Origin of the sequence: Mesorhizobium koreense, from assembly GCF_031656215.1 — a bacterium.
GTDB classification, from domain to species: domain Bacteria; phylum Pseudomonadota; class Alphaproteobacteria; order Rhizobiales; family Rhizobiaceae; genus Mesorhizobium_L; species Mesorhizobium_L koreense.
In genome coordinates, this window is the sequence record NZ_CP134228.1 from 2,784,908 (window position 1) to 2,810,917 (window position 26,010).

At 63.3% G+C, this 26,010-nt stretch carries 20 protein-coding genes; 13 read left to right on the forward strand and 7 right to left on the reverse strand.

The window, feature by feature from the left end:
* The first annotated feature begins 2 nt into the window (after positions 1–2).
* Entirely contained in the window at positions 3–1,160 is a 1,158-nt protein-coding gene (locus RBH77_RS13215) for an amino acid ABC transporter permease (protein WP_311028060.1), read from the forward strand.
* An 11-nt stretch (positions 1,161–1,171) separates the two neighbouring features.
* Positions 1,172–1,975, forward strand: coding sequence for an amino acid ABC transporter ATP-binding protein (locus tag RBH77_RS13220; RefSeq protein WP_311028061.1), 804 nt, complete (start codon positions 1,172–1,174; stop codon positions 1,973–1,975).
* 250 nt (positions 1,976–2,225) lie between these two features.
* On the opposite strand, the gene RBH77_RS13225 is transcribed toward RBH77_RS13220, so the two are convergent.
* The gene (locus RBH77_RS13225) at positions 2,226–3,437 is read right to left on the reverse strand and encodes an FAD-dependent monooxygenase (protein ID WP_311028062.1); all 1,212 of its coding nucleotides are present in this window, start codon (positions 3,435–3,437) and stop codon (positions 2,226–2,228) included.
* 17 nt (positions 3,438–3,454) lie between these two features.
* Positions 3,455–3,700, reverse strand: a complete 246-nt coding sequence (locus RBH77_RS13230) for a zinc-finger domain-containing protein (protein ID WP_311028063.1) — start codon at positions 3,698–3,700, stop codon at positions 3,455–3,457.
* A gap of 160 nt (positions 3,701–3,860) precedes the next feature.
* Between RBH77_RS13230 and RBH77_RS13235 the strand changes: the two genes are divergently transcribed.
* Both RBH77_RS13235 and ppx read left to right on the forward strand, forming a co-directional pair.
* Positions 3,861–6,071, forward strand: coding sequence for an RNA degradosome polyphosphate kinase (locus RBH77_RS13235; protein WP_311028064.1), 2,211 nt, complete (start codon positions 3,861–3,863; stop codon positions 6,069–6,071).
* Positions 6,068–7,582 carry an exopolyphosphatase gene (ppx, locus tag RBH77_RS13240; RefSeq protein ID WP_311028065.1) on the forward strand — a complete coding sequence of 505 codons (1,515 nt, stop codon included), beginning with the start codon at positions 6,068–6,070 and terminating at the stop codon, positions 7,580–7,582. Before RBH77_RS13235 ends, ppx begins: the two co-directional genes overlap by 4 nt.
* A gap of 9 nt (positions 7,583–7,591) precedes the next feature.
* Here ppx and rnd read toward each other — a convergent pair whose 3' ends face one another.
* Positions 7,592–8,755 (reverse strand): ribonuclease D, encoded by a 1,164-nt coding sequence (gene rnd / locus RBH77_RS13245; RefSeq protein WP_311028066.1) that lies wholly within the window; start codon positions 8,753–8,755, stop codon positions 7,592–7,594.
* Between the two features lie 530 nt (positions 8,756–9,285).
* On the reverse strand, positions 9,286–10,719 hold the full coding sequence (gene cls, locus RBH77_RS13250) for a cardiolipin synthase (protein WP_311028067.1): 1,434 nt from the start codon (positions 10,717–10,719) through the stop codon (positions 9,286–9,288).
* Positions 10,720–10,988: 269 nt separating this feature from the next.
* On the opposite strand from cls, the gene aspS reads away from it, so the two are divergent.
* Together aspS and RBH77_RS13260 are read left to right on the forward strand one after the other, a co-directional pair.
* Entirely contained in the window at positions 10,989–12,776 is a 1,788-nt protein-coding gene (gene aspS, locus RBH77_RS13255; RefSeq protein WP_311028068.1) for an aspartate--tRNA ligase, read from the forward strand.
* 4 nt (positions 12,777–12,780) lie between these two features.
* Positions 12,781–13,398: a pyroglutamyl-peptidase I gene (locus RBH77_RS13260; protein WP_311028069.1), complete on the forward strand. Its 618-nt coding sequence runs from the start codon at positions 12,781–12,783 to the stop codon at positions 13,396–13,398.
* 32 nt (positions 13,399–13,430) lie between these two features.
* Here RBH77_RS13260 and RBH77_RS13265 read toward each other — a convergent pair whose 3' ends face one another.
* A complete protein-coding gene (locus RBH77_RS13265) occupies positions 13,431–14,618 on the reverse strand; it encodes an aq_1923 C-terminal domain (protein ID WP_311028070.1) in 1,188 nt (395 codons plus the stop codon).
* A gap of 193 nt (positions 14,619–14,811) precedes the next feature.
* Between RBH77_RS13265 and parC the strand changes: the two genes are divergently transcribed.
* From parC to RBH77_RS13300, 7 genes are all read left to right on the forward strand, one after another.
* Positions 14,812–17,064 carry a DNA topoisomerase IV subunit A gene (gene parC / locus RBH77_RS13270; protein ID WP_311028071.1) on the forward strand — a complete coding sequence of 751 codons (2,253 nt, stop codon included), beginning with the start codon at positions 14,812–14,814 and terminating at the stop codon, positions 17,062–17,064.
* A gap of 32 nt (positions 17,065–17,096) precedes the next feature.
* Positions 17,097–17,684, forward strand: coding sequence for a TMEM175 family protein (locus RBH77_RS13275; RefSeq protein ID WP_311028072.1), 588 nt, complete (start codon positions 17,097–17,099; stop codon positions 17,682–17,684).
* 539 nt (positions 17,685–18,223) lie between these two features.
* Positions 18,224–18,835, forward strand: coding sequence for a TetR/AcrR family transcriptional regulator C-terminal domain-containing protein (locus RBH77_RS13280; protein WP_311028073.1), 612 nt, complete (start codon positions 18,224–18,226; stop codon positions 18,833–18,835).
* A 191-nt stretch (positions 18,836–19,026) separates the two neighbouring features.
* The gene (gene ilvC, locus RBH77_RS13285) at positions 19,027–20,046 is read left to right on the forward strand and encodes a ketol-acid reductoisomerase (protein ID WP_311028074.1); all 1,020 of its coding nucleotides are present in this window, start codon (positions 19,027–19,029) and stop codon (positions 20,044–20,046) included.
* 85 nt (positions 20,047–20,131) lie between these two features.
* The gene (locus tag RBH77_RS13290) at positions 20,132–20,428 is read left to right on the forward strand and encodes a nucleotidyltransferase family protein (RefSeq protein ID WP_311028075.1); all 297 of its coding nucleotides are present in this window, start codon (positions 20,132–20,134) and stop codon (positions 20,426–20,428) included.
* Positions 20,428–20,778: a HepT-like ribonuclease domain-containing protein gene (locus RBH77_RS13295; protein WP_311028076.1), complete on the forward strand. Its 351-nt coding sequence runs from the start codon at positions 20,428–20,430 to the stop codon at positions 20,776–20,778. The genes RBH77_RS13290 and RBH77_RS13295 overlap by 1 nt, the downstream gene beginning before the upstream one ends.
* 107 nt (positions 20,779–20,885) lie before the next feature.
* The gene (locus RBH77_RS13300) at positions 20,886–23,447 is read left to right on the forward strand and encodes a GcvT family protein (RefSeq protein WP_311028077.1); all 2,562 of its coding nucleotides are present in this window, start codon (positions 20,886–20,888) and stop codon (positions 23,445–23,447) included.
* Between the two features lie 348 nt (positions 23,448–23,795).
* Here the strand turns inward: RBH77_RS13300 and mmsB are convergent, their stop codons facing one another.
* Positions 23,796–24,680, reverse strand: a complete 885-nt coding sequence (mmsB, locus tag RBH77_RS13305; RefSeq protein WP_311028078.1) for a 3-hydroxyisobutyrate dehydrogenase — start codon at positions 24,678–24,680, stop codon at positions 23,796–23,798.
* An 80-nt stretch (positions 24,681–24,760) separates the two neighbouring features.
* Complete coding sequence (locus tag RBH77_RS13310; protein WP_311028079.1) at positions 24,761–25,936, reverse strand: acyl-CoA dehydrogenase family protein; 1,176 nt, start codon at positions 25,934–25,936, stop codon at positions 24,761–24,763.
* Positions 25,937–26,010: the final 74 nt, after the last annotated feature.

Sequence of the window (26,010 nt, forward strand, 5' to 3'; positions counted from 1 at the left end):
CCATGCAGGAACATGACCTCTCCTTCGTCCGTACCGAAATGATCATCGCCGAAGCGCCGCCGCGCTCCACGCAAGGTTTCGGGAACTGGCTGCACACCAACCTGTTTGCGTCCGTCACCGATTCCGTGCTGACCATCGTCGGCATCGCGATACTGGTGCTTGCCGTTCCGCCGCTGGTCGACTGGCTGTTCCTGTCGGCGCAATGGGTCGGGACCGACCGCAGCTTCTGTGCTACCACCGCGCAGGGCGGCGTGCGGCCGGACGGGTGGTCGGGCGCGTGCTGGGCTTTCGTCGCCGACAAGTTCCAGCAGTTCATCTACGGCCGCTATCCCTTCGCCGAACGCTGGCGGGTCAATCTTGTCGCCGTCATGTTCGTGGCCCTGCTCGCGCCGCTCCTGATACCGAGCGTGCCGCGCAAGGGCCTGAACGCGCTTCTGCTGTTCATCGTGTTCCCCATTGTCGCCTTCGTTCTCCTTCTGGGCGGCTGGTTCGGCCTTGCCCATGTCGAGACGCCGCTTTGGGGCGGTTTGATGGTGACGCTGATCCTCTCCTTCGTCGGCATTTCCGTGTCGCTTCCCTGCGGCATCATCCTGGCGCTCGGCAGGCGTTCGCGGCTGCCCGTCGTCAAGATGGTCTGCGTCGCCTTCATCGAACTGATCCGCGGCGTGCCGCTGGTGACGGTGCTGTTCATGGCGAGCGTCATGCTGCCGCTCTTCCTGCCGCCTGGCACTTATTTTGACAAACTTCTGCGCGCCATCGTCGGCGTGGCCATCTTTGCCTCCGCCTACATGGCCGAAGTCATTCGCGGCGGCCTGCAGGCGATCCCGAAGGGCCAGTTCGAGGGTGCTGATTCGCTCGGCCTGACCTATTACCAGAAGATGCGCCTCGTCATCCTGCCGCAGGCGATCAAGCTGGTCATTCCCGGTATCGTCAGCGAGTTCATCGGCCTCTTCAAGGACACTACCCTTGTCTATATCATCGGCATGTTCGACCTTCTGGGCTCCGTCCAGCAGAATTTCGCCGATGCGACCTGGGCGTCCGCGCAGACCCCGATCACGGGGCTTGTCTTCGCCGGTTTCATTTATTTCGTGTTTTGTGCCGGCATGTCCCGATATTCTATGTTCATGGAACGCCGGCTCGACACCGGACACAAACGATAAGGGGAAATTCCATGGTCACCGAAAACGCCGTCAAGGCCGAGGAGATCAAGGTCCACAAGGACCGCATGAAGGTGTCCGACACCGACGTCGCCATCGAGATCGTCGCCATGCACAAATGGTACGGCGAGTTCCATGTGCTGAAGGACATCAATTTGAAGGTCATGGGCGGCGAGCGCATTGTCGTATGCGGTCCCTCCGGCTCGGGCAAGTCGACCATGATCCGCTGCATCAACCGGCTGGAGGAACATCAGAAGGGCAAGATCGTCGTCGACGGCATCGAACTCACCAACGATCTGAAGAAGATCGACGAGGTGCGGCGCGAGGTCGGCATGGTCTTCCAGCATTTCAATCTCTTCCCGCATCTCACCATATTGGAGAACTGCACGCTGGCGCCGATCTGGGTGCGCAAGGTTCCAAAGAAGCAGGCCGAAGAAACGGCCATGCACTTCCTGAACCGCGTGAAGATCCCCGAGCAGGCCAATAAATATCCAGGCCAATTGTCCGGCGGCCAGCAGCAGCGCGTGGCGATCGCGCGCTCGCTTTGCATGCATCCGCGCATCATGCTCTTCGACGAGCCGACCTCGGCGCTCGATCCCGAAATGATCAAGGAAGTGCTGGAAACCATGGTGAGCCTCGCCGAGGAAGGCATGACCATGATCTGCGTGACGCACGAGATGGGCTTCGCCCGCCAGGTGGCCAACCGCGTGATCTTCATGGACGCCGGACAGATCGTCGAGCAGAACACGCCGGCCGAGTTCTTCGACCACCCGCAACACGAGCGCACGAAGCTGTTCCTGAGCCAGATACTGCACTGAGGCGCGATTATCCCGTCAGTCGCTTTCGGTGCGTCCTTCGAGGCTCGCCCTGCAAGGACGCGCCATTGCTGGCCGCCTTGCGGGCTCGCACGTCAGGATGAGGAAGGTTGGCGGCGGCCGCCCAAGATGAGGAGGGCGTATGCCGACGATCCGCGACAAAGGCTTCAAAAGCTCGGTCTGCAAAAGGGCAAGCGCTCGACCACCCTCATCCTGAGGAGCGAGCGAAGCGAGCCTCGAAGGACGCACGGATTCAGCCCTCCGGCCGCCACCCGTAGAGCCAGTCGAAATCGGCGGCGAGGCGTCCAGGCGAGCGCGCCGACAGCACCAGATTGCGGGCCAGTGCGACCGGGCCGGAGGCGTGCCAGGTGAAATGGTTGAATGCGCCGCGACGGACGACGCGGCGGATGCGCGGTCGTCGGATCGCTTCATAGCGCGCCAGCGCCGATGGGAGGCCATCGGGGCTTCCGGCCGCCAGCACGGCCAGTACCCAGGCATCTTCGATGGCCATCGCGGCACCTTGCGCGGCGAAGGGCGTCATGGCGTGCGCGGCGTCGCCGACCAGCGCGAGGCCACGCGGATCGGTCCACGGTCCGTCTGGATCGACGGCATGGATCGGCCAGGCTGTCCACGGTTTCGCGGCTTTCGCCAGATTGGCAAGCGATAGGGCGAAGCCTCGCATCGCCCGTTCCAGTGGCCCCGTATCGATCGCGCTAGCCCACGATCCGGCCCCAGCTTCGCCCTTAGTCAGGGCGACGAGGTTGAGGACCGTTCCGCCGCGCAGCGGATAGACGACCAGATGCAGGGCCGGGCTCAGGAAGGCGGTCACCTGGTCGGGCGGGGCGAGCGGGGCAAGCGCGCGGCCGGCCGGGCTCTCCGTCTCGACCAGCGCGCGCCATGCCATCGTTCCGGTTGACCGGCTGTCACGGCTGCTCTTCACGAATTGCCGCAAGCCTGACCATACGCCATCGGCCGCGACGAGAAGCGCACCGGCCGCCTTCTCCTGCCGGCCATCCCGCTCGGCAGTGGCTGCTACGCCGTCGTTTTCGAATGAAATGCCGGCGACGGTCGTGCCGGGATGGAGCCGGATACCGGGATGTTCCGATGCGCGGGCGAGGAGCGCGGCATGCAGATCGGCGCGATGGGCGACAAGATAGGGTGCCTCCCAGCGCGTTTCCGCGGCCTCACCGAGCGGCACGCGAGCGAGTTGCTTGAGGCTCGCCCCATCTCTCAGCACGACCGCTTCCGGTGCAACCGCGCCGCTCAGCGCATCCAGTACGCCTAGCCTGCGGAGGATCCGTGTCGCGTTCGGCGAAAGCTGGATGCCGGCTCCGATCGCCTCGAATCTCTCCGCGCGCTCGAAAATCTCGACGCGGAAGCCATGCACCGCGAAGGCAAGCGCGGCGGTCAGCCCACCGATACCCGCGCCCGCAACGAGGATCGTGCGGGGAGGGGAGCCGTCCATCCTATTTCCGTTGGCGTTCAGGCGGCCTTATCGATGTAGATGCATCCCGCCGGCCGCGTTTCGCCGGCTTTCAGCGCCGGGTCATAACGGTAAAGCGTCGAGCAATACGGGCAGACCTTCTGGTCGTCGTCGCCCATGTCGATATAGACATGCGGATGGTCGAGCGGCGGATTGGCGCCCACGCACATGAACTCCCTGACCCCGATGTCGATTGCGGCGTGCCCGGCATCGTTCTGGAAATGGGGGGTCGAATGTCCGGCCATCATTGTCTCCGCTGCAAGTCCTGTCGGGCCATATCGCGCGCCCGGCCCGCGTTTGTAGCATATAAATGATCGATGCAAGATATGTGATACAAGTTTGTCGTAAAACCGTGACAGGAGGATGGATCGCGGCGGTTGGCCGTATCGATCGAGCGGGTGCGCAATGAACGAATTGAAGCCGGTTCAGAACGAATTCAAGAACGAGCCGACGCCTGAGGGAAAGGTCGTCGCCGATAATCCCGATCGTTTCGTCAACCGGGAATTCTCCTGGCTGCAGTTCAATCGTCGCGTACTCGAGGAATCGCAGAATCCGAACCATCCGCTACTGGAGCGCGTGCGCTTCCTGTCGATTTCAGCGGACAATCTGGACGAGTTCTTCATGGTGCGCGTCGCAGGTCTTGCCGGGCAGGTGCGCCAGAGTATCGTCACCCGCAGCGCCGACGGGCGCACCCCGGAAGAACAGCTCGACCGCATCCTGCTCGAAGTCGGCCGGCTTCAGCACGAGCAGCAGGCAAGCCTGTCGGGCCTGCGCCATCTCATGAAGAAGGAGCATATCGAGATCATCGGCGCCGATGTGCTCGACAGGGAAGATCTCGAATGGCTGGAGGCGCATTTCCTCGAAGCGATTTTCCCGGTGATGACGCCGCTTTCCATCGATCCGGCGCATCCGTTCCCCTTCATCCCCAATCTCGGCTTTTCCATCGCGCTGACGCTTCGCCATCTGCGCGACGGCGAGGAGATGACGGCGCTTCTTCGCCTGCCGGTAGCGCTGAAGCGTTTCATCCGCTTGCCGGACCGCGACACGACGGTTCGCTTCATCACGCTGGAGGAAGTGGTGGCGCTGTTCATTGCCAAGCTTTTCCCCGGCTATGAGGTGAAGGGCTCGGGCACCTTCCGCATCATTCGCGATTCCGATATCGAGGTGGAGGAGGAGGCGGAAGACCTCGTGCGCCTGTTCGAGACGGCGCTGAAGCGCCGCCGGCGCGGCTCCGTCATCCGCATCGAGTTCGACAGCGCCATGCCCGAAGCTCTGCGCGACTTCGTCGCCGGCGAACTCGGCGTGTCGTCGGGCCGCATCAGCGTCCTGCCTGGGCCGCTGGCGATAAACCAGATTTCGGAGATCGTGGCGCTGCCGCGCGACGACCTCAAATTCGCGCCCTACAATCCGCGCTTTCCCGAGCGTATCCGCGAACATGCGGGCGACTGCTTCGCCGCCATCCGCGAGAAGGACCTGATCGTCCACCATCCTTATGAATCCTTCGACGTGGTGGTGCAGTTCCTGCGCCAGGCGGCGCTCGATCCCGATGTCGTCGCGATCAAGCAAACGCTCTACCGAACCTCCAACGACAGCCCGATCGTGCGCGCGCTGATCGACGCGGCCGAGGCCGGCAAGTCGGTCACGGCGCTCGTGGAGCTCAAGGCGCGCTTCGACGAGGAGGCCAACATACGCTGGGCGCGCGACCTGGAGCGCGCCGGCGTGCAGGTCGTCTTCGGCTTCATCGAACTGAAGACCCACGCCAAGATGTCGCTGATCGTGCGGCGCGAGGATACGAGGCTGCGCAACTACGTCCATCTCGGAACCGGCAACTACCATCCAATCACCGCGCGCATCTATACGGACCTTTCCTATTTCACCTGCGATCCCCAGATCGCGCATGACGTGGCGCAGATATTCAACTTCATCACCGGCTATGCCGAGCCGGCCAAGGAGATGGCGCTGGCGATCTCGCCCTTCACGCTCAGGAGCCGCATCCTCGGCCATATCGAGGACGAAATCGGCCATGCGCGCGCGGCCCGCCCGGCGCAGATCTGGATGAAGATGAATGCGCTGGTCGACCCGATCATCATCGATGCGCTCTATGAGGCGAGCGGGGCCGGCGTGGCGATTGAACTGGTCGTGCGCGGCATCTGCTGCCTCAGGCCTCAGGTGAAGGGCCTGTCGGAGAATATCCGCGTCAAGTCCATCGTCGGCCGCTTCCTGGAGCATGGCCGCATCTACTGCTTCGGCAACGGCCGCGGGCTGCCGTCGGACGACGCTATCGTCTATATCTCATCGGCCGACATCATGCCGCGCAATCTCGACCGCCGGGTCGAGGCGCTCGTACCCATCACCAACCCGACGGTACACGAGCAGGTGCTCGGCCAGATCATGCTCGGAAACATCATGGACAACCAGCAGAGTTTCGAAGTAATGGCGGACGGTACCTCGCGCCGCATGGCTCCCGAAGAGGGAGAAGAGCCGTTCAATGCACAGGAATATTTCATGACCAATCCGAGCCTGTCGGGACGGGGCGACGCGCTGAAGAGCCATGCACCGAAGCGCATCGCCCAGTATAAGCGGGCCAAGAAGGCGCGGATCGCACCGGGCGCATGATTTCCGGCTCGCAGGGACGCCTGCAGGATCGCCGTCCTATCTCCGTGATCGATATCGGGTCGAACTCGATCCGCCTCGTCGTCTACGAAGGGGTGGCGCGCGCGCCGACCGTTCTTTTCAACGAAAAGATGCTGGCAGGCCTCGGTCGCGGCATTGTCTCGACCGGAAAACTCGATCCCGAAGCGGTGCAGCGTGCCGTGGCAGAATTCGGCCGCTTCCGCGCACTTTCCGAGCAGGCCGGCGCCGAAACCTTGCACGTCATCGCCACGGCCGCGGCACGCGAGGCGGAGAACGGTCCGGATTTCATTCGCCGCGCGGAGGAAATTCTCGGCACCGAGATCCAGGTGCTCTCCGGCCGCGAGGAAGCCCATTATTCGGCGCTCGGCGTGATCTCGGCCTTCCATCCGGCGGATGGCGTCGCCGGCGACCTTGGCGGCGGCAGCCTCGAACTGGTCGATGTCAAAGGCGAGGAAATCGGCGACGGCATCACGCTGCCGCTCGGCGGGCTCAGACTGCAGGACATGGCCAAGAACTCGTCCGCCGCCGCGCAGACGATCGTCCGCGAGGAGATCGCGCGCGCGACGCTTCTGGGCGAAGGCAGGGGCCGCACCTTCTATTGCGTCGGCGGCACCTGGCGAAACCTCGCGCGGCTGCACATGCTCGTCACCGGCTATCCGCTCGGGGTCATGCACCACTACGAAATGAACCCGCAGGCGATCGGCGATTTCCTGAAGCAGGTCGCCAAAAACGACATGGGCAAGATGAAGGGCATCGACTGGATCCCGAAGAGCCGCCGCGCGCTGCTGCCCTATGGCGCGATCGTGCTTCAGGAGATCATTCGCGTCATGCAGCCAGGGAACATCGTCGCTTCCGCGCTGGGCGTACGCGAAGGCTATCTTTATTCGCTGCTCACACCGGAGGAGCAGCGGGAGGATCCGCTCCTTTCGGCGGCAGAGGAAATGGCCGTACTACGCGCGCGCTCGGTGACGCATGCGCGCGAGCTCGCCGATTGGACGGGCGAGGCCTTCGCCACCTTCGGCATCGAAGAAACTGAAGACGAGGCCCGCTATCGCCGTGCGGCGTGCCTGCTCGCCGACACGGGCTGGCGGGCACATCCGGAATATCGCGGCACGCAATCGCTCAACATCATCGCGCACGGCTCCTTCATCGGCGTCGATCATCCGGGCCGCGCGTTCCTGGCACTCACCAATCTCTATCGCCACGAAGGCATCCACGAGGATATGGCGGCGCCCGAGATCAAGGCGCTGGCGGGGCCGCATTATCTGGAGCGCGCGCGGCTGCTCGGCGCGCTCTTGCGCGTCGTCTACCTCCTGACGGCATCCATGCCGGGCGTCATGCCGAAACTGAAATGGGTAGAGCGCGACAAGGGCGTGCTGGCGCTCGTCGTCCCGCCGGAACATGCCGCCCTGATCGGCGAGCGCCCCGCCGGCCGCCTGGCGCAGCTATCGAAGCTGCTCGGCCGGCCGATGGAGTTTGCGGTGGGCGAGTGAGAGAAGGCGCTACGCCGCGCCGCCCGCCTCGAACACCACGATCTTCCGGTTGTCGAACCTCAGCGCCAGTTCGCCGTGCACCAGCTTCAATGCCTGCTCGCCGAATACCGCACGGCGCCAGCCATGGAACGCCGGCACGTCGGCCTTGTCGCCGTCGGCCGCAATGCGGTCGAGATCGTCGCTGGAGGCGAGCACTTTCGGCGCCACGCCTTCCTTCTCGGCGACCAGCTTCAACAGCACCTTGAGGAGTTCCGCCGCCGCGCCCGAGCCTTCGGGAGATTGCGAGGGCTTCGGCGCCTTCGGCAATTGCTCGCGCGGAATAGCGAGGGCGGCGTTCACCGCTTCGAGCAGGCTTACCGCCGTGGCCGAGCGTTCCCAGCCCTTGGGCGTCATCCTCAGCCTGGCGAGCGCTGCCTGGTCGCGGGGCTGCTGCTGCGCGATCTCGTATACGGCGTCGTCCTTGATGACACGCTGGCGCGGAACGTCCCGCTCGCGCGCCTCGCGTTCGCGCCATGCCGCGACATGCTGCACGACCGCCAGTTCCTGCGGCTTCCTAAGGCGCATCTTCAGCCGCTTCCACGCATCTTCCGGATGCGGGTCGTAGGTCTGGCGCGAGGTGAGTACGTCCATCTCCTCTTTCAGCCAGTGTCGCCGGTTTTCGCGATCCAACTCGTCCCTCAGGTGGCGATAGACCTCGATCAGGTAGGTGACGTCGGCCAACGCATAATCGAGCTGCTTTTCCGACAGCGGGCGCCGGCGCCAGTCGGTGAAGCGCGAGGACTTGTCGAGCCGCGTACCGGTGATCTTCTGGACGATCTGGTCGTAGGAGACGCTGTCGCCGAAGCCGCACACCATCGCCGCGACCTGCGTATCGAAGATTGGATGCGGGATCAGTCCGCCGAGATGGAAGACAATTTCGACATCCTGGCGCGCGGCGTGGAAGACCTTGGTCACCTTCTCGTTCGCCATCAGCTCGAAGAACGATTTCAGGTCCATCCCCGGCGCCATCGGGTCGACGAGCGCGGTCACTCCGGGCGCCGCCATCTGGATGAGGCACAGGATCGGCCAGAAAGTCGTTTCGCGGATGAATTCGGTGTCGACTGTGACGAAATCGGATTTGGAAAGCTCGGCGACCGCCGCCTCAAGCTCTTCGGTCGTGGAAATCAGATGCATTCAAGTCCTTCGATCGTTGACCCCGCAGTCGGCCCCGCATTCTCGATAGACCGATAGTTTCGGAATTCCAACTCCTTATGCGTATTTGGATCGCCTGCCTTGCCGCGAATACGACAGGCGACGCGGGTGCGTCGCGCGGATCGTGGTCATTGTCGTTGTCGGCAAATGGATGAACCGCAAGTGACGACATACACAAAAGCTTAACCATAGTTGCCTAGTCCGCGCGCTGCCAAAGGCGGGGCGCGCAGGTGGCATATGAATGATTCATACCGTTTCGAATATTTCCCTGATCCGGCGGGTCAATGGACAATCTGGGACAATCGTCTTGATTATCCCGTGTGCTTGTCGGGAGCCGTGATGATTGGCCTTTCCAAATCCCAGGCGCGATCCATTTGCCGACTTCTGAACGAATTCTGCTGCTCGAGACACGGAGGCGAATGCCCCCGTGCTCAACGCGCAATTGATCTGTGCAAGCGAGAATAGACGGCCTGTTGCGGCGCGACATGCCGGCTTACGCCGTTACCTGCCAATCAGAGCAGCGGGCTCAGGATCGCGAACGTATTGTTGGCCAGCCTCCGATACCACGGCCAATGCCTGACCTCTTCCTTCTCGACCCGACTCGATGCGGCGAGGAATTCTTCCTGCCGTGAGCGCAACGCGGCGGTGACCTCGCCATCGTAGATCAGCATGTTGTTCTCGTAGTTCAGGTCGAACGAGCGCCGGTCCATGTTCGCGGACCCGATGAAGGTGATCTCGCCGTCCATGGTGATGGTCTTGGCGTGCAGCAGGCCTTTTTCATATTCATGGATCTTCACGCCGGATTGCAGCAATTCCGGATAATAGCTCCTGCTTGCCCGCGCGATGGCGAAGTCGTCGTTCCTGCGCGGCAGGATCAAGGTGACATCGACCCCGCGATTGGCCGCGGCGCAGAGGGCTTCCTGAAGGCCCTGATTGGGCGCGTAATAGGGGGTCGTGATGAAAAGGTCGTCGCGCGCGGCGAAAATCAGGCTCTCGAACATCTGCGGCATGGCCGAGAAGCGGCCGGTCGGTCCGGTGGCGACGATTTGTGCCGGGAATCCCGAGGCGTGCGCTTCGACCGGAATCTCAAGAATGTGCCTTATGTCCTCGCCATCGAATGTCATCCAGTCGGTGGCGAAGACGATCTGGTTCTGGTGGACCACCGGCCCCTCGACCCGCAGGAGCACGTCCACCCAAGGCGCGTATTTCGCCTTGGGCAGGAATTCGGGGTCGGCACAGTTCTGGCTGCCGCAATAGGTGATCCGGTTGTCGATGATCGCGATCTTGCGGTGGTTCCTGAGGTCGATGCGCCCGAAGAAAATGCGCAGGATCGGGTTTCCGATCCGCAGCGCCCGCGCGGTCTTTACGCCCGCCGCCGCCATTTCCTGCCAGAGCGGCGAGCGGATCAACTCCCGCGATCCAAGGTCGTCCACCATCGCCCTGCAGGTGACGCCCCGTGCCACCGCACGCTTCAGTGCCTCGGCTACCTTGCGCCCGTTATTGTCCGGCAGCCAGATATAGAAGAGCAGATGAACATGGTCCGTAGCGGCGTCGATGTCTTCGACCATCCGTTCGATGCTGCGGACGGAATCGAGGGTAAGTTCGGCGTGATTGCCGGCGACGGGTACGAAGCCGTTCACCGACCCGCCCGCGCGAAACAAGGACATCCATCGGTCCGGTAAGGCCGCAGGAGATGGGGCCGCGCTCGCGGAGCGGGCCTGCGCCTCGAGTTCGCGCTGCACCGCCCGCATCCGCTCGAAGTGGCGGCGTCCGATATTCGTCTCGCCGAAAAGCAGGTACGCCCCGATGCCGGCGAGCGGGATCGACAGGATAACGACGACCCAGGCGATCCGCGAGCCTGGATCCCTGTGTGCCCTGAGAAGGACCCGAATGATCAGGCCGATCTGCACTGCGAAGTGAAGGGCTGCGGAAACGGCAAGGATCATGTCACGGTCTCGATGCAAAACGGTGCGTGACGACCGCTGCGACGTTTCCGTCTCGATGACATCGTATGCGAGAGGGTGATGGTAATCTCACTGGCGATCTGCATTCACGGGACGCCGCGCACTATGACCTCATCGTTCACGCATTGGTAGTGCGCGGCGTTAGGTCGGCACTCCGCCCTCCTTGACAAAATCGCACCTTCATGCGCTTTTCCGCGCGAATTTCGAGGCGCTTCGCGCCCGTTCCGCACGATTTCATGGAAAGCCCGATCATGCACCGTTACCGCAGCCACACCTGCGCCGCCCTGAGGAAATCCGATGTCGGCGAGAGCGTCCGTCTATCGGGCTGGGTGCATCGCGTACGCGATCATGGCGGGCTTCTCTTCATCGACCTGCGCGACCATTACGGGCTGACGCAGATCGTCGCCGATCCGGATTCGCCCGCCTTCAAGACGGCCGAAACCGTGCGCGGCGAGTGGGTGATCCGCGTCGACGGCGAGGTCAAGGCCCGCACGGTGGAGGCCGTCAACCCGAACCTGCCGACCGGCGAGATCGAAATCTTCGCGCGCGACATCGAGGTTCTCTCGGCGGCCAAGGAGCTGCCGCTGCCGGTGTTCGGCGAGCCGGACTATCCGGAAGACATTCGCCTCAAATACCGCTTCCTCGACCTTCGCCGCGACACGCTGCACAGGAATATCGTAGCGCGCACCAGGATCATCGCGGAAATCCGCAAGCGCATGGGCGAGGCGGGTTTCACCGAATATTCGACCCCGATCCTCACCGCCTCCTCGCCGGAGGGCGCGCGCGACTTCCTCGTGCCGTCGCGCATCCATCCGGGCAATTTCTACGCGCTGCCGCAGGCGCCGCAGATCTATAAGCAGCTCATCATGGTGTCGGGCTTCGACCGCTATTTCCAGATCGCACCCTGCTTCCGCGACGAGGATCCGCGCGCCGACCGCCTGCCGGGTGAATTCTACCAGCTCGACGTCGAGATGAGCTTCGTCGAGCAGGGCGACGTGTTCGCGGCAATGGAGCCGGTGATCCGCAACGTCTTCGAGGCCTTTGCCGAGGGCAAGCCGGTGACACAGGAATTCCGCCGCATCCCCTATGACGAGGCGATGCGCAAATACGGTTCCGACAAGCCGGACCTCCGCAACCCGATCGAGATGCAGGATGTGTCCAAGCATTTCCGTGGCTCCGGCTTCAAGGTGTTCGCCGGCATCCTCGCCAACGACCCGAAGGCCGAGGTGTGGGCGGTTCCCGCCAAGACCGGTGGATCACGCGCTTTCTGCGATCGCATGAATTCATGGGCGCAGGGGGAAGGACAGCCGGGACTTGGCTATATCTTCTGGCGCCAGGAAGGCACCGTTCTCGAAGGCGCCGGCCCGATCGCCAAGAATATCGGACCGGAGCGCACGGAGGCGATCCGCACACAGATGGGCCTAGACGCGGGCGACGCCTGCTTCTTCGTCGCCGGCGATCCGAAGAAGTTCGCGCCGTTTGCCGGCGCGGCGCGGACGCGTGCGGGCGAGGAACTCGACCTCGTCGACCGGGACCGTTTCGAACTCGCCTGGATCGTGGATTTCCCGTTTTACGAATGGAACGAGGAAGAGAAGAAGATCGACTTCGGCCACAACCCGTTCTCCATGCCGCAGGGCGGCATCGACGCGCTGACTGGTCAGGATCCGCTTACCATCAAGGCGTTCCAGTACGACATCGTCTGCAACGGCTTCGAGATCGCGTCGGGCGGCATCCGCAATCACCTGCCGGAGACCATGGTCAAGGCGTTCGAGATTGTCGGGCTTGACCGCGACACGGTCGAGGAGCGCTTCGGCGGGCTCTACCGCGCCTTCCAGTATGGCGCCCCGCCGCATGGCGGCATGGCGGCGGGTATCGACCGCATCGTCATGCTTCTGGTCGGCGCGAAGAACCTGCGCGAGGTCACCATGTTCCCGATGAACCAGCAGGCCTTCGACCTCCTGATGGGTGCGCCTGCGCCGGCGACCCCGCAGCAGCTTCGCGAGTTGAGCCTGAGGCCGATCCCGCCGAAGGCCGATTGACACGATGGAAAAGGCGGCGCGCCTCCTCGTCACCGGCTTCGAGCCCTTTCCCGGCGCGCCGGTCAATCCGACCGAGTGGCTGGTCGGGGAGTTGAAGCGCGAGCCGCCGGCAATCGACGGCATCGCCGCCTTCCGCGCCGAGGTGCTGCCGGTCGACTATGCGAAGGTCGGGCCGCGCCTGTCGGAGATCGGGCGCGAATTCGGGCCTGACATCGCCATCCATTTCGGGCTGGCCGCCGAATGCTCCGGCTTTCGGCTGGAGCGGGTTGCCCGCAACAGCTTCGCCGGCGCGCGTGCCGACAATGCCGGCGCGATGCCCGAGGCTTCCGCCATCTGCGAGGGGCCGGCTACGCTGGCCTCGACCCTGCCTTTGCATGTGATCCACAAAAGGCTGACGGCGGCCGGCTTGCCGGTCGAATGGTCGGACGATGCCGGCGCCTATCTCTGCAACATGGTATTTACGCTCTCGCGGGCGCATGCCTGCGAGGGTTTCGCGCCGATGATGAGCGGCTTCGTCCATGTACCGCCGACGGGTGAGGGCAGGCCGCTCAGCAACGCGCAACTGCTTTCTGGCGCGCGCATCGTCATCGAGGAAGCGGTCCGGAGCCGACCCACCTCCTGAACGCGTGCTGCTCCGACCGCCAGGTTGGAAACCTACTGGTTCGCGATTATCTTCAGGCCGAGCGTTTCGGGCAGTTGCTGCGGCGCGCCCATCGCGCCCGCGGCGATCATGGCGAGCGGCACCGGATTGGGCGGAGCCGCCACAATCGCCAGGTTCTTCGGATCATCGAGGAAAGTGGAGACCGCCTTGGTCACCTCCGCCGACAAATCGGGATTGTTGAGCTTCATGAGCATGAAGGGCAGGACGGCCTTCGCCTGGTTGGCGATGTCGCTACGCTTCGTTCCCTGCTGTTCGGCGGCGTAGTCCATGACCTTGCCCGTCAGCGAAGCGTCATCGTACCGGATCGTCGCGCCGCTGAAGGAGAGTTGCTGCATGAGGCCGAGCAGCGCCATCGACTGCGCGGTCTTCTGGTCCTCCGGCGCTTCCGCGATCTTCTTGCGGATGGCGTGCAGCGAGCGGATGAATTCGGGCGTGTAGCCGTTCATCTGCAAGCTGATGTCGAACGTGCCGGCATCCTTGACCGTGAGTTTGTAGGTGTCGAGCGAAGCCGCGCCGGTCTTCGGCGCCCAGCTTCCGGCCATGGAGAAGCTGCCTTCGACCGTCTCATAACCGAGCGCCTTTATCGCCGCCTTCGATTTGGGATCGTCCACGCCGGAAAGATCGGCGGTGAAGCTGTCTGCGGCGCCGTCGAACTTCAGCGGGCTGTCGCCCTCGGGCCGCGTAATGTCGACATGAAATCCCGTGAGGTCGAAGACCTGCTTGCCCTCGTGCTTGACCGACACCTCGCCGACCTTGGCCTTGTCGTAGAGCATGACGCTGTCCATCGGGTCGGTGCTGTCCGGCGGCGGCAGTCTCAGGCCGGAAATCGAGACATCCGTCATCGAGACGGTCGCGCCGGCGTTCTCCATGCTGTAGGCGGGCAGCGAGGCGTTGCCGACGACATAGTCGCCGCTTTCCTCGGTGACGCCGGTCAGTGTCACGTCACCGATCTCGGCGCGCTTGTCCGTGCCCGAGGCACCTGCCGTCACGCCCGAAAGCACCATCGAGGAAGCGTCGCCGCTGACGTTCTTCCACTGCAGGTCGACATCCTGCTTGGCGAGGACGTCCTTCAGCCGGTTGGCGATATCGGCCGGTTCGGCCGCTTGCGCCGCCGCGAAGGGCAGGGCGATCAGGAAGCTGGAAGCCACGAAGGCGCGAAGGAGAGGCCGTACGGTCGACATGGGGTCCCTCTGAATGAGCTGCCGAATGGATGCGTCTTTCGGTCGAACAGGAAAAAGACCGGACGATGGCGTGGCGGCAAGATTGCGCAAATATCGGGCCGATGGCAAACAAATCCTGCATCAAGAAAACGTTTGCCGGGCTTTTCCCGCCGTCGCCCTTGCCGCGAATCATCCGCTCGGCTAACCCCGGATCATGGGCAAAGAGGTACTGCCGCCTGGCGGACAAGGTGGCGACAACATCGAAGCGGTCGACCTGAAGAAGGCGCTCGAGGAGCGCTATCTCGCCTATGCGCTGTCGACCATCATGCACCGGGCGCTGCCGGACATGCGCGACGGGCTGAAGCCCGTGCAACGGCGCATCATGCACGCCATGCGGCTCTTGCGGCTCAACCCCGACCAGGGTTTCGCCAAATGCGCCCGCATCGTCGGCGAGGTGATGGGCAAGTTCCACCCGCATGGCGACCAGTCGATCTACGACGCGCTGGTGCGGCTGGCGCAGGAATTCTCGGTACGCTACCCGCTTGCCGACGGGCAGGGCAATTTCGGCAATATCGACGGCGATAACCCCGCCGCCATGCGCTACACCGAGGCGCGCATGACGGAGGTGGCGACGCTGCTTCTGGAAGGTATCACCGAAGACGCCGTCGATTACCGACCGACCTATAACGAGGAGGACGAGGAGCCGGTCGTGCTGCCCGGCGCCTTCCCGAACCTGCTCGCCAACGGCTCGACCGGCATCGCGGTCGGCATGGCCACCTCGATCCCGCCGCACAATGCCGCCGAGATCTGCGACGCCGCGCTGCATCTCATCGACCATCCCGACGCCACCGTCGACGATCTGATGCAGATCGTACAGGGGCCGGATTTCCCGACCGGCGGCATTATCGTGGACAGCCGCGCCTCCATCGTGGAAGCCTACCGCACCGGCCGCGGCGCGTTCCGTACACGCGCCCGCTGGGAGCAGGAGGACCAGGGCCGCGGCACCTATGTCGTGGTCGTCACCGAGATCCCCTACCAGGTGCAAAAGGCGAAGCTGGTCGAGAAGATCGCCGAACTGATCCTCGCCCGCAAGCTGCCGCTCCTGGAAGACGTGCGCGACGAGAGCACGGAGGATATCCGCCTCGTTCTGGTGCCGAAGAGCCGCACCGTCGACGCCGCCATCCTGATGGAATCGCTGTTCAAGCTGACCGAGCTCGAAAGCCGCATCTCGCTCAACATGAACGTACTCTCGCGCGGGCGCGTGCCCAACGTACTGTCGCTGAAGGAAGCGCTCGCCGAATGGCTGGCGCACCGCCGCGAGGTGCTCCAGCGCCGCTCCCGCCACAGGCTGGGCGAGATCGAGCGCCGGCTGGAAATCCTCGGCGGCCTGCTTATCGCCTATCTCAACATAGACGAGGTGATCCGCATCATTCGCGAGGAGGACGAGCCCAAGCAGGTGATGATGGCCCGCTGGGATCTCACCGATTTGCAGGCCGAATCCATCCTCAACATGCGGTTGAGAAACCTGCGCAAGCTCGAGGAATTCGAGATCCGCAAGGAGTTCGACGGCCTTACCGAGGAGAAGAAGCAGATCGAGGCGCTGCTCGCTTCCGAGCCGAAGCAGTGGCAGATGATCGCCTGTCAGATACGCCTCATCCGCGACAAATTCGGCCCCGAGACGGCGCTTGGCCGCCGCCGTACGAGTTTTGCCGACGCGCCCGATGTCGATGTCGAGGAAATCCACAACGCCATGGTGGAGAAGGAGCCGATCACCGTCGTCGTCTCCGACAAGGGTTGGCTGCGCGCCATGAAGGGGCATCTGTCGGAGTTCGACAGCCTCACCTTCAAGGAAGGCGACAAGCTGAAGATGGCCTTCCACGCGCAGACCACCGACAAGGTGCTTCTGTTCTCCACCGGCGGCAAGTTCTTCACCATCGGCGCCGACCGGCTGCCCGGCGGCCGCGGCCATGGCGAGCCGGTCAGGCTCATCGTCGACATGGAGAACGACCAGGACATCGCCACCGCTTTCATCTTCCAGGGTGGCCGCAAGCTCCTGCTTGCCAGCCATCAAGGCTACGGCTTCGTCGTGCCGGAGGACGAGCTTGTCGCCAACACCCGCAAGGGCAGACAGGTGATGAACGTAAAGACGCCCGATGAGGCGCAGATGGCGATCTTCGTCGAGGGCGACCATGTCGCCGTCATCGGCGAGAACCGGAAGCTGCTCGTCTTCCCGCTCGACCAGCTTGCCGAAATGACGCGCGGTAAGGGCGTACGGCTGCAGCGCTACAAGGATGGCGGCCTCGCCGACATCAAGACGTTTTCGCTCGCCGACGGCCTCACCTGGCAGGATTCATCCAGCCGAACCTTCACCCGGCCGAAGGAAGAACTCACCGAATGGCTGGGCGACAGGGCGCAGGCCGGACGGATGGCGCCGAAGGGTTTTCCGCGGACGGGGAAGTTCGGGTGAGGACAAGCGGCTAGGGAGAGCAGATTAGGGTGATGCTTCGCAAGGCAACCCCGGAGCGATTGAGCGCGTTTTCCGACGGGGTCTTTGCGGTGCTTATTACGGTGCTGGTCCTGGACTTGCGGCCGCCCGAACATCCCACCTTCGTGGCGTTGCTGTCGCTCTGGCCCACATGGCTGAGTTATGCGGTGAGTTACCTGTTCATCGCTATTGTGTGGGTCAATCATCACTATCTGATGCGCTATGCCACGGAGGCGACCCATCGGCTCTTATGGTTCAATTTTGCTCACCTGTTTTCCATGTCGCTGCTTCCACTCGCTACGGCATGGATGGCTGTGAGTGAGCTTGCACCGCAGCCGGTCGCCTTTTACGCGGCGGTATTCTTCCTCGTGAACGCGACGTATATCTGCCTGATCTGGGAACTTGTCGGACCCGGTTCCGGCAACGAGGCTCCAATACCAGGGCGGAAGATCATGCGTTTCCGCGCCATCGTTACGTTATGCTTTTTCGGCGCAGCCGCGGCGATCGCATTGCGATACCCGCTTGTCGGGCTGGGTATCTGTGTCCTTTGCCTGATCGGCTATCTTCGACCCGAGCCCACATATGGGAAACCACTGGACTAGGCTGTCGGCCGAGCAGGACGTGGATAAATCTACGCCGGTTTGTCTCCCAACCTGTTCATATTCCTGCCTTTCCGTATTTTCTTCTCTCGCTTTCTCCACGCCTCCTGCCCTTCATCCATAATCCCGTCAGTTCCTCCCATCGGGAACACCGATCATGACGGTGATTGCGTGGGGAGGAGCCGGCGCCTCCGCCTTGATGCCGACGTGGCATTGCGGCCGGGGAGGTCCCGTCTGGAGGTTCCCCTGGGGGCACTATGACCCCTGCGTGCCGGTAGAAGGTACACAGACCCCGGGGCGAGCGCTGACCCTGTTCGGAGCGACTACCCTTCGGCAGGTTCAGGGTGAGGCTCGGGGAGCAGCGGAACAGGCGGGAACAGAAATCGCCGGACGGGCGGCCGCAAGGTCGCACGTAATTTACTAGATGAGCGAGCCTGCGGCCGCCTGTCTTCCCGAATGTGCTTGCGTTAAAGGTGCCATTGGCTTAGGCATAGCAGTACCGTAACGTACGGTACGGAATAATCCGGGCAGCCGCGATGGAGATGGATCAGCTCACGGAGCGCCAGAAGGACGTGCTCGATGCGGCGCTCGCGCTCATGATGGAGGCGGGCGACCAGCTCACCATGGCGGGCGTGGCGCGGCGGGCGAGCTGCTCCAAGGAGACGCTCTACAAATGGTTCGGCGACCGCGACGGGCTCCTGACCGCGACGGTCCAGTGGCAGGCGTCGAAGGTGCGTGTCGAGCCGGTCGATCGCGCGAGGCTCGACCTTGCCGGGCTGGCTTCGGTGCTGAAGAGATTCGCCGCCGACTGGCTGCGGGTCGTCTCCAGTCCGACTTCGATCGCGCTCAACCGATTGGCGGTCGCGCATGCCGGATCCGACAAGCCCGGCCTTGGGGCGATCGTCCTCGAAAACGGGCGCTTCGCCCTTGCGCGGCGGCTGAAGCCGGTGCTTGAAGCGGGGCGGGAGAAGGGGCTTCTCGTCTTTGACGACGCGGAGGCGGCCTTCCGCACATTCTTCGGGCTGGTCGCCCGCGACGTACAGATGCGATTGCTTTTGGGCGACCCGATGAAATTGACTGAAGCGGAGATCGTCGGCGATGCCGCCGAGGCGACGCGGCAGTTCCTCGCTCTTTATGGAGGCGATGAGGAATGAATGGTGCGTCCTTCGAGGCTCCGCTTCGCGGAGCACCTCAGGATGAGGGAGGCGGGTGCCGCCGGCTCAGCCCTGGCATGCTGAAGGGTGGGGGAGGTCAGCGCCAGCCGCCCTCATCCTGAGATGCGAGCGAAGCGAGCCTCGAAGGACGCACGACCGGATTTGAAGTTCAACCAAAGGAAGGAAATGAAATGCGTGTCTATTACGATCGCGACGCCGATCTCAATCTGATCAAGGGCAAGAAGGTCGTCGTCATCGGCTATGGCAGCCAGGGCCGGGCGCATGCGCTCAACATGAAGGATTCGGGCGTCAAGGAAGTGGCCGTCGCGCTGCGTCCGGGCTCCGCTACCGCGAAGAAGGCCGAGGCCGACGGCTTCAAGGTGATGTCGGTCGCCGACGCCGCCAAATGGGCCGACCTCATGATGATGGCCACGCCCGACGAACTTCAGGGCGACATCTACAAGAACGAGATCGCGCCCAACATCCGCGACGGCGCCGCGATCGCCTTCGCCCACGGCCTCAACGTCCATTTCGGCCTGATCGAGCCGAAGGCGACGGTGGACGTCATCATGGTGGCGCCGAAGGGTCCCGGCCACACGGTGCGCTCGGAATACCAGCGCGGCGGCGGCGTGCCCTGCCTGGTCGCGGTCGCGCAGGACGCGTCCGGCAACGCGCTCGATCTCGGCCTCTCCTACGCCTCGGCCATCGGCGGCGGCCGCTCCGGCGTCATCGAGACGACCTTCCAGGAAGAGTGCGAGACCGACCTCTTCGGCGAGCAGGTGGTGCTCTGCGGCGGCCTGGTCGAGCTGATCCGCGCCGGCTTCGAGACGCTGGTCGAGGCCGGCTATGCGCCGGAAATGGCCTATTTCGAGTGCCTGCACGAGGTGAAGCTGATCGTCGACCTGATCTATGAGGGCGGCATCGCCAACATGAACTACTCGATCTCCAACACTGCCGAATGGGGCGAATACGTCTCCGGCCCGCGCATCATCACGGCCGATACCAAGGCGGAGATGAAGCGCGTGCTGAAGGACATCCAGAGCGGCAAGTTCACGTCGGAATGGATGCAGGAATACCGCTCCGGCCTCGCCCGCTTCAAGGCGACGCGCCGCCTGAACGACAGCCACCAGATCGAGGAAGTCGGCGAGAAGCTGCGCGGCATGATGCCGTGGATCTCCAAGAACAAGCTGGTCGACAAGGAACGGAACTAGCGGATCCAAGGGAACTGCCCGAAGGCCGAGCCGGAGGGCGGTTCCCTCTTTGCACGCTTCGACAGGCGTGTGATAGAATGTTCGTATGAACAGGACCGATGCCATTTTGAGATTGCGCCAGACGGAAGGTGCCGTTCGTAGCATGGGCGCAACCGCGCTTTATTTGTTCGGGTCAACAGTCCGCGATGAAGCGCAGCTTGCCAGCGATCTGGACATTTTCATCGACTATGACGCCGATCGGCGCTTTTCGCTTCTCGACCTGGTCGGCATCAAGCAGCATCTGGAGGAAGAGCTTGCCATGACGGTCGATATCACGACCCGCAACAGCCTTCATCCGATGCTGCGGGCCGACATCGAGCAATCAGCCATTCGCGTATTCTGATGGCGAAGCGGAAAGTCGGGCCGGTTCTGGCCGAAATCCGCGAGGCCATCGAAGGCATCGAAACTTACACGGCAGGTAAGACGCTGGCCGATTTTCAGCGCGATTGGCTGTTGCGGCTGGCAGTTCAAAGGGCTCTTGAGATCATTTCGGAAGCAGCCAGGCATATGCCGGACGAACTTCTGGCTCAGGCTTCCGGTGTTCCGTGGAAAAAGATACGTGGGATCGGCAATGTCTTGCGGCACGAGTACCACAAGATTGCCGATGACGTGATCTGGGCCGTCGTGGTCGAAAACATCGGCCCGCTGAAAACGGCCATCGATATCATCAGCCAACACATATCGGGGGAGTAGTCAGTGTCTCGTGCGTCGCGGGCCTTTTGCGGCATGTCGCAAACAGGCTGCAATCGCGCTGCACCGATCTGTAGTTTTCCCGCAAATTGAACTCGGAGCAGCGGGCAATGGCGGAATTTCCGAAGCATGCGAAGGTCGTCATCATCGGGCTGGGCGGCATCGTCGGCGCCTCGGTGGCGCACCATCTGGTCGAGCGCGGTTGGGACGACATCGTCGGCATCGACAAGTCCGGCATTCCGACCGATATCGGCTCGACCGCACATGCCTCCGATTTCTGCTACGCCACCAGCCACGATTTCCTGTCTTGCTGGACGACGCTCTATTCCGTCGATTTCTACGAGAAGATGGGCCATTACGCCCGTGTTGGCGGGCTGGAGGTGGCGCGTGTCGACGACGATGCGCGGATGGATGAGATCAAGCGCAAGGTCGCGTCGGGCAAGGCGTTCGGCACCAATGTGCGGCTGGTCGGCCCGGCCGAGATCAAGGAAAAATTCCCGCTGATCGAGGAAGACAAGGTGCAGGGCGGCATGTGGGATCCGGATGCCGGCCTAGTCATTCCCCGCTCGCAGACGGTCGCCGGCAAGCTGGTCGACCAGGCGGAGAAGGCCGGCAAGCTGAAGGCCTTCGCCAACACGCCCGCGAAATCGCTTGTCATCGAGAACGGCCGCATCAAGGGCGTGGTCACCGATCGCGGCACGATCGAAGCGGACCACGTCATCGTCTGCACTGGCCTGTGGGGCAGGCTGATCGCCGAGATGGCTGGCGAGGATCTGCCGGTCATGCCGGTCGATCATCCGCTGACCTTCTTCGGCCCCTACACGGAGTTTGCCGGCACCGGCAAGGAGATCGGCTACCCGCTCATGCGCGACCAGGGCAACTCGGCCTATATGCGCGACACCGGCGACCCGACGACGTCGGAAGGCGGCATGATCGAATGGGGCTATTACGAGGAAACCAACCCGCGCCTTGTCCATCCGCGCGAGCTTCTGGAGAAGCACCAGGCGCGGCTGTCGCCCTCGCAGCGCGACCTCGACATGGAACAGATTCTCGCGCCGCTGGAGAAAGCGATCGAGCTGACGCCGATCCTCGGCGAACTCGGCTATGACGAGCGCCGCTCCTTCAACGGGCTCTTGCAGGTGACGGCCGATGGCGGTCCGTCGATCGGCGAGAGCCAGAAGGTGAGGGGGCTCTGGTATGCAGTCGCGATCTGGGTCAAGGATGCGCCCGGCATGGCCAAGCTCGTCGCCGACTGGATGACGGACGGCCGCACCCATATCGACCACCACCAGATCGACTATGCCCGCTTCTATCCGCACCAGACCGAGGAGAAATTCGTCGAGGGCCGCTGCGGCGAGGCGGCGCAGAAGATCTACAATCCCGCCGTCCATCCGCGCGAGCCTTATGCCACCGGCCGCAACATCCGCCGCTCGCCCTTCTACGAGCGGGAAAAGGAACTCGGCGGTTATTTCATGGAACTCGGCGGCTGGGAGCGGGCGCACGGCTACGCCGCCAACGAGCACCTTCTGGAGAAATACGGCAACCGCGTGCCGGTGCGCGAGAACGAGTGGGACAACCGCCATTTCTGGCGCGTGTCGAACGCCGAGCATCTGGCGATGAGCGAGGATTGCGGCATCGTCAACCTGTCGCATTTCTATATGTTCGAGGTGGCCGGACCCGACCACGTCGCGCTGATGGAGTGGCTGTGCGCCGCAAGGATCGGGGGTGACGCCAATATCGGCAGGGGCATCTACACGCATTTCCTCGACGACGAGGGCATGGTGCGCGCCGATCTGACCGTGATCCGCATGGCGGACCGCTGCCGCGTCATCGACGGCGCCGATGCCGGCCCGCGCGACTTCAACTACGTCAGGCGGGTCGCCGAGGACAAAGGCTTTGATGTCACCGTCACCGACGTGACGGACAAATATGTCACCATCGGCTGCTGGGGACCGAACGCACGGACGACCCTTCAAAAGGTGGTGGAGAATCCGGACGGCCTGTCTCTCGAAAACTTTCCCTTCGCCGCCATCCGTACGATCCGCATCGCCGGCAAGGACGTCATGGCCTTCCGCATCTCCTATGTCGGCGAGCAGGGCTGGGAACTGCACATGCGCTATGAAGACGGGCTTGCCGTCTGGGACGCGCTGCGCTCAACGGGCATCATGGCCTTCGGCGTAGAGACGTACGCCAATACGCGCCGCATGGAGAAGAGCCTGAGGCTCCAGAACGCCGACCTCCTGACGGAATACAACCTCTACGAAGCGGACCTCGCCCGGCCGAAGGTCAAGGAAGCCGATTTCCGCGGCAAGGAGAAGCATGTCGAATACCGTGCCCGCGAGCACCAGCCGGCGATGCTGTGCACGCTGCTGATGACGGAGAATACGGACAAGAAGGGCGTCGCCCGCTATCCGGTCGGCATCATGCCGGTGATGGATCCCGATACCGGCAAGACACTGGTCGACGAACTCGGTCGCCGCTCTTTCACGACGTCGGTGGCTTATGGCCCGACCATCGGCAAGAATATCGCGCTCGCCTATCTGCCCTGGGCCTGGTGCCAGGAAGGACGGAAACTCAAGGTCGAGTATTTCGGCGAGATCTATCCCGTCGAAGTCGCGGCGGTCGGCTACAAGCCGCTCTATGATCCGGAAAATCTGAAGCCGCGGAGCTGACGCGCTCCGAATGGAAAAACCGCGTTCCTCCATCCGGACGAACGCGGCTTTGCCAGATACGCATGGCCCTTCGCGTACAAGATACGCTGCGAAAGATACGGCTCCGGTACGCGAGACCTGATCCGGAGCGGCGGGCGGGCTGCGAATTTCCGCCTCGCCATCCGTTCTAAGGCGACATCGTTACCGTGCGGTTATCAGGAACTTAAGCAAACCTAAAGATGACGTTTTTTGTCACCGGCGCGGATAGAAAAATGGGTTGCGTCCGCGCTTTTGCAACCCATGCGGGACTTCGGCAAGTCTATGAAAGAAATGGATGAATCGGCGGGCCGATTCGGACGACCCGGGGCGCTATTTCTGTGCGCCGCGCAAGAAATTGATGATGCCGGAGAAATCGTCGCCCGCGTGGCCGAGCTGATTGAACAACGCGTAGAGTTGCGTCGCCTCCGCGCCGAGCGGCGTTGCCGCGCCTGCGGCCTGCGCGGCCTCCTGGCTGAGCTTCAGATCCTTCAGCATGAGGGCCGCTGCGAAACCGGGCTTGTAGCCCTTGTTGGCGGGCGATGCCGGCACCGGACCGGGAACCGGGCAATAGGTCGTCAGCGACCAGCACTGGCCCGACGAGGTGGAGGCGACGTCGAACAGCGCCTGATGCGACAGGCCGAGCTTTTCCGCCAGCACGAAGGCCTCGCCCACCCCGATCATGGAAATGCCGAGGATCATGTTGTTGCAGATCTTGGCGGCTTGGCCTGCGCCGCCTTCGCCGCAATGGACGATGCGGCCGGCCATCGGCTGCAGGATCGGTTCGGCCTTGGCGAAGGCTTCCTTGGAACCGCCGGCCATGAAGGTGAGCGTGCCCGCTGTCGCTCCGCCGACGCCGCCGGAAACGGGAGCATCGACGGAAAGCATGCCGTGCTTGGCGGCAATCGCATGCGCCTGCCGGGCGGAGCCCACATCGATCGTGGAGGAATCGATGAAGAGGGTGTCCTTGGCGGCCTTGGCGACGATGTCCTCATAGACGGAGAGCACATGCTTGCCGGCCGGCAGCATGGTGATGACGATGTCCGCATCCTTCACGGCCGCCGGCGCGTTCGCCATGACGGTGACGCCATTGTCGCGCGCGACCTTCAAATTCTCCGGCACAAGATCGAAGCCGCGTACATCATGCCCCGCCTTGACCAGATTGGCGGCCATGGGGTTGCCCATATTGCCGAGGCCGATGAATGCGATGCTGGTCATTTTAGCTTCTCCAAATCAGCGAGTGGTGAATAGCGAATAGAGGATGGTGAACCCGGAAAATCCACGGTTCGCCGCTCGCTCTATTGCCCAATCAAATGCCTTGCGATGATAACGCGCATGATCTCGTTGGTGCCTTCGAGAATCTGATGGACGCGGAGGTCGCGCACCAGCTTCTCGACACCGTAATCGTGCAGATAGCCGTAGCCGCCATGGATCTGCAGCGCGTCGTTGGCGACGTCGAAGCAGGCATCGGTGACGAAGCGCTTGGCCATCGCCGACCATTTGGTCGCGTCGGGCGCCTTGCGATCGAGCTTCGAGGCGGCACTGTAGAGAAGCACGCGCGAGGCCTGCAGGTTCGTCTCCATGTCGGCGAGCTTGAATTGCAGCGCCTGGAACTGGTCGATCGTCCGGCCGAAGGCCTGCCGTTCGTGAGCGTAGGCCAGCGCCTTGTCGAGCGCAGACTGTGCGCCACCCAGCGAGCAGGCGGCGATGTTGAGGCGGCCGCCGTCGAGCCCTGCCATGGCGATCTTGAAGCCGACGCCTTCGCCCGAAAGCAGGTTTTCCGCCGGCACCTTGCAGTCCTCGAAGATGACCTGTCGGGTGGACTGCATATGCCAGCCCATCTTGCTTTCCATGGCGCCGAAGGAGAGGCCGGGCGCATCCTTCGGGACGACGAGCGTCGAGACGCCTTTCGGGCCGTCCTCGCCGGTCCTCACCATGGCGACATAGACGTCGGAATCGCCGGCGCCAGAGATGAACTGCTTGGCGCCGTTCAGCACGTAATCGCTGCCGTTGCCGCCGCTCCTGACCGCGCGGGTCTTGAGCGCGGCGGCGTCGGAGCCGGAGCCCGGTTCGGTCAGGCAGTAGCTTGCCAGCCACTCCATCGAGGTGAGCTTCGGCAGGAAGCGCTGGCGCTGAGTCTCGTCGCCGAATTTGTCGATCATCCACGCCGCCATGTTGTGGATGGAGATGAAAGAGGCGAAGGCGGGGCAGGCGGCGGCGAGCGCCTCGAAGATCAGCACCGCGTCGAGCCGGCCGAGACCTGAACCGCCGACGTCCTCGCCGATATAGATGCCGCCGAGGCCGAGAGGCCCCGTCTCGCGGATGATTGCGGAGGGAAAGAAGCGCTCCTTGTCCCAATCGAGAGCGTAGGGTGCGACCCGCTCCGCTGCGAAGTCTCTCGTCATCTCGCGGATGGCGCGCTGGTCATCGTTCAGCTCGAACTGGCCGGCGGCCTTGTCGGCAACGGCGTCCATGACAACCTCCCTGCTTCCGCTTGCTCCTCGACCTTCCGCCAGTCTAAAGCATTGCCGGCGTTGCGCAACGCGGG

What these genes read in the sequence shown, in the direction of transcription:
- RBH77_RS13215 (WP_311028060.1), top strand. Translation starts at nt 3, where the DNA reads ATGCAGGAACATGACCTCTCCTTCGTCCGTACCGAAATGATCATCGCC.
- RBH77_RS13220 (WP_311028061.1), top strand. Translation starts at nt 1,172, where the DNA reads ATGGTCACCGAAAACGCCGTCAAGGCCGAGGAGATCAAGGTCCACAAG.
- RBH77_RS13225 (WP_311028062.1), bottom strand. Translation starts at nt 3,437, where the DNA reads ATGGACGGCTCCCCTCCCCGCACGATCCTCGTTGCGGGCGCGGGTATC.
- RBH77_RS13230 (WP_311028063.1), bottom strand. Translation starts at nt 3,700, where the DNA reads ATGGCCGGACATTCGACCCCCCATTTCCAGAACGATGCCGGGCACGCC.
- RBH77_RS13235 (WP_311028064.1), top strand. Translation starts at nt 3,861, where the DNA reads ATGAACGAATTGAAGCCGGTTCAGAACGAATTCAAGAACGAGCCGACG.
- ppx (WP_311028065.1), top strand. Translation starts at nt 6,068, where the DNA reads ATGATTTCCGGCTCGCAGGGACGCCTGCAGGATCGCCGTCCTATCTCC.
- rnd (WP_311028066.1), bottom strand. Translation starts at nt 8,755, where the DNA reads ATGCATCTGATTTCCACGACCGAAGAGCTTGAGGCGGCGGTCGCCGAG.
- cls (WP_311028067.1), bottom strand. Translation starts at nt 10,719, where the DNA reads ATGATCCTTGCCGTTTCCGCAGCCCTTCACTTCGCAGTGCAGATCGGC.
- aspS (WP_311028068.1), top strand. Translation starts at nt 10,989, where the DNA reads ATGCACCGTTACCGCAGCCACACCTGCGCCGCCCTGAGGAAATCCGAT.
- RBH77_RS13260 (WP_311028069.1), top strand. Translation starts at nt 12,781, where the DNA reads ATGGAAAAGGCGGCGCGCCTCCTCGTCACCGGCTTCGAGCCCTTTCCC.
- RBH77_RS13265 (WP_311028070.1), bottom strand. Translation starts at nt 14,618, where the DNA reads ATGTCGACCGTACGGCCTCTCCTTCGCGCCTTCGTGGCTTCCAGCTTC.
- parC (WP_311028071.1), top strand. Translation starts at nt 14,812, where the DNA reads ATGGGCAAAGAGGTACTGCCGCCTGGCGGACAAGGTGGCGACAACATC.
- RBH77_RS13275 (WP_311028072.1), top strand. Translation starts at nt 17,097, where the DNA reads ATGCTTCGCAAGGCAACCCCGGAGCGATTGAGCGCGTTTTCCGACGGG.
- RBH77_RS13280 (WP_311028073.1), top strand. Translation starts at nt 18,224, where the DNA reads ATGGATCAGCTCACGGAGCGCCAGAAGGACGTGCTCGATGCGGCGCTC.
- ilvC (WP_311028074.1), top strand. Translation starts at nt 19,027, where the DNA reads ATGCGTGTCTATTACGATCGCGACGCCGATCTCAATCTGATCAAGGGC.
- RBH77_RS13290 (WP_311028075.1), top strand. Translation starts at nt 20,132, where the DNA reads ATGAACAGGACCGATGCCATTTTGAGATTGCGCCAGACGGAAGGTGCC.
- RBH77_RS13295 (WP_311028076.1), top strand. Translation starts at nt 20,428, where the DNA reads ATGGCGAAGCGGAAAGTCGGGCCGGTTCTGGCCGAAATCCGCGAGGCC.
- RBH77_RS13300 (WP_311028077.1), top strand. Translation starts at nt 20,886, where the DNA reads ATGGCGGAATTTCCGAAGCATGCGAAGGTCGTCATCATCGGGCTGGGC.
- mmsB (WP_311028078.1), bottom strand. Translation starts at nt 24,680, where the DNA reads ATGACCAGCATCGCATTCATCGGCCTCGGCAATATGGGCAACCCCATG.
- RBH77_RS13310 (WP_311028079.1), bottom strand. Translation starts at nt 25,936, where the DNA reads ATGGACGCCGTTGCCGACAAGGCCGCCGGCCAGTTCGAGCTGAACGAT.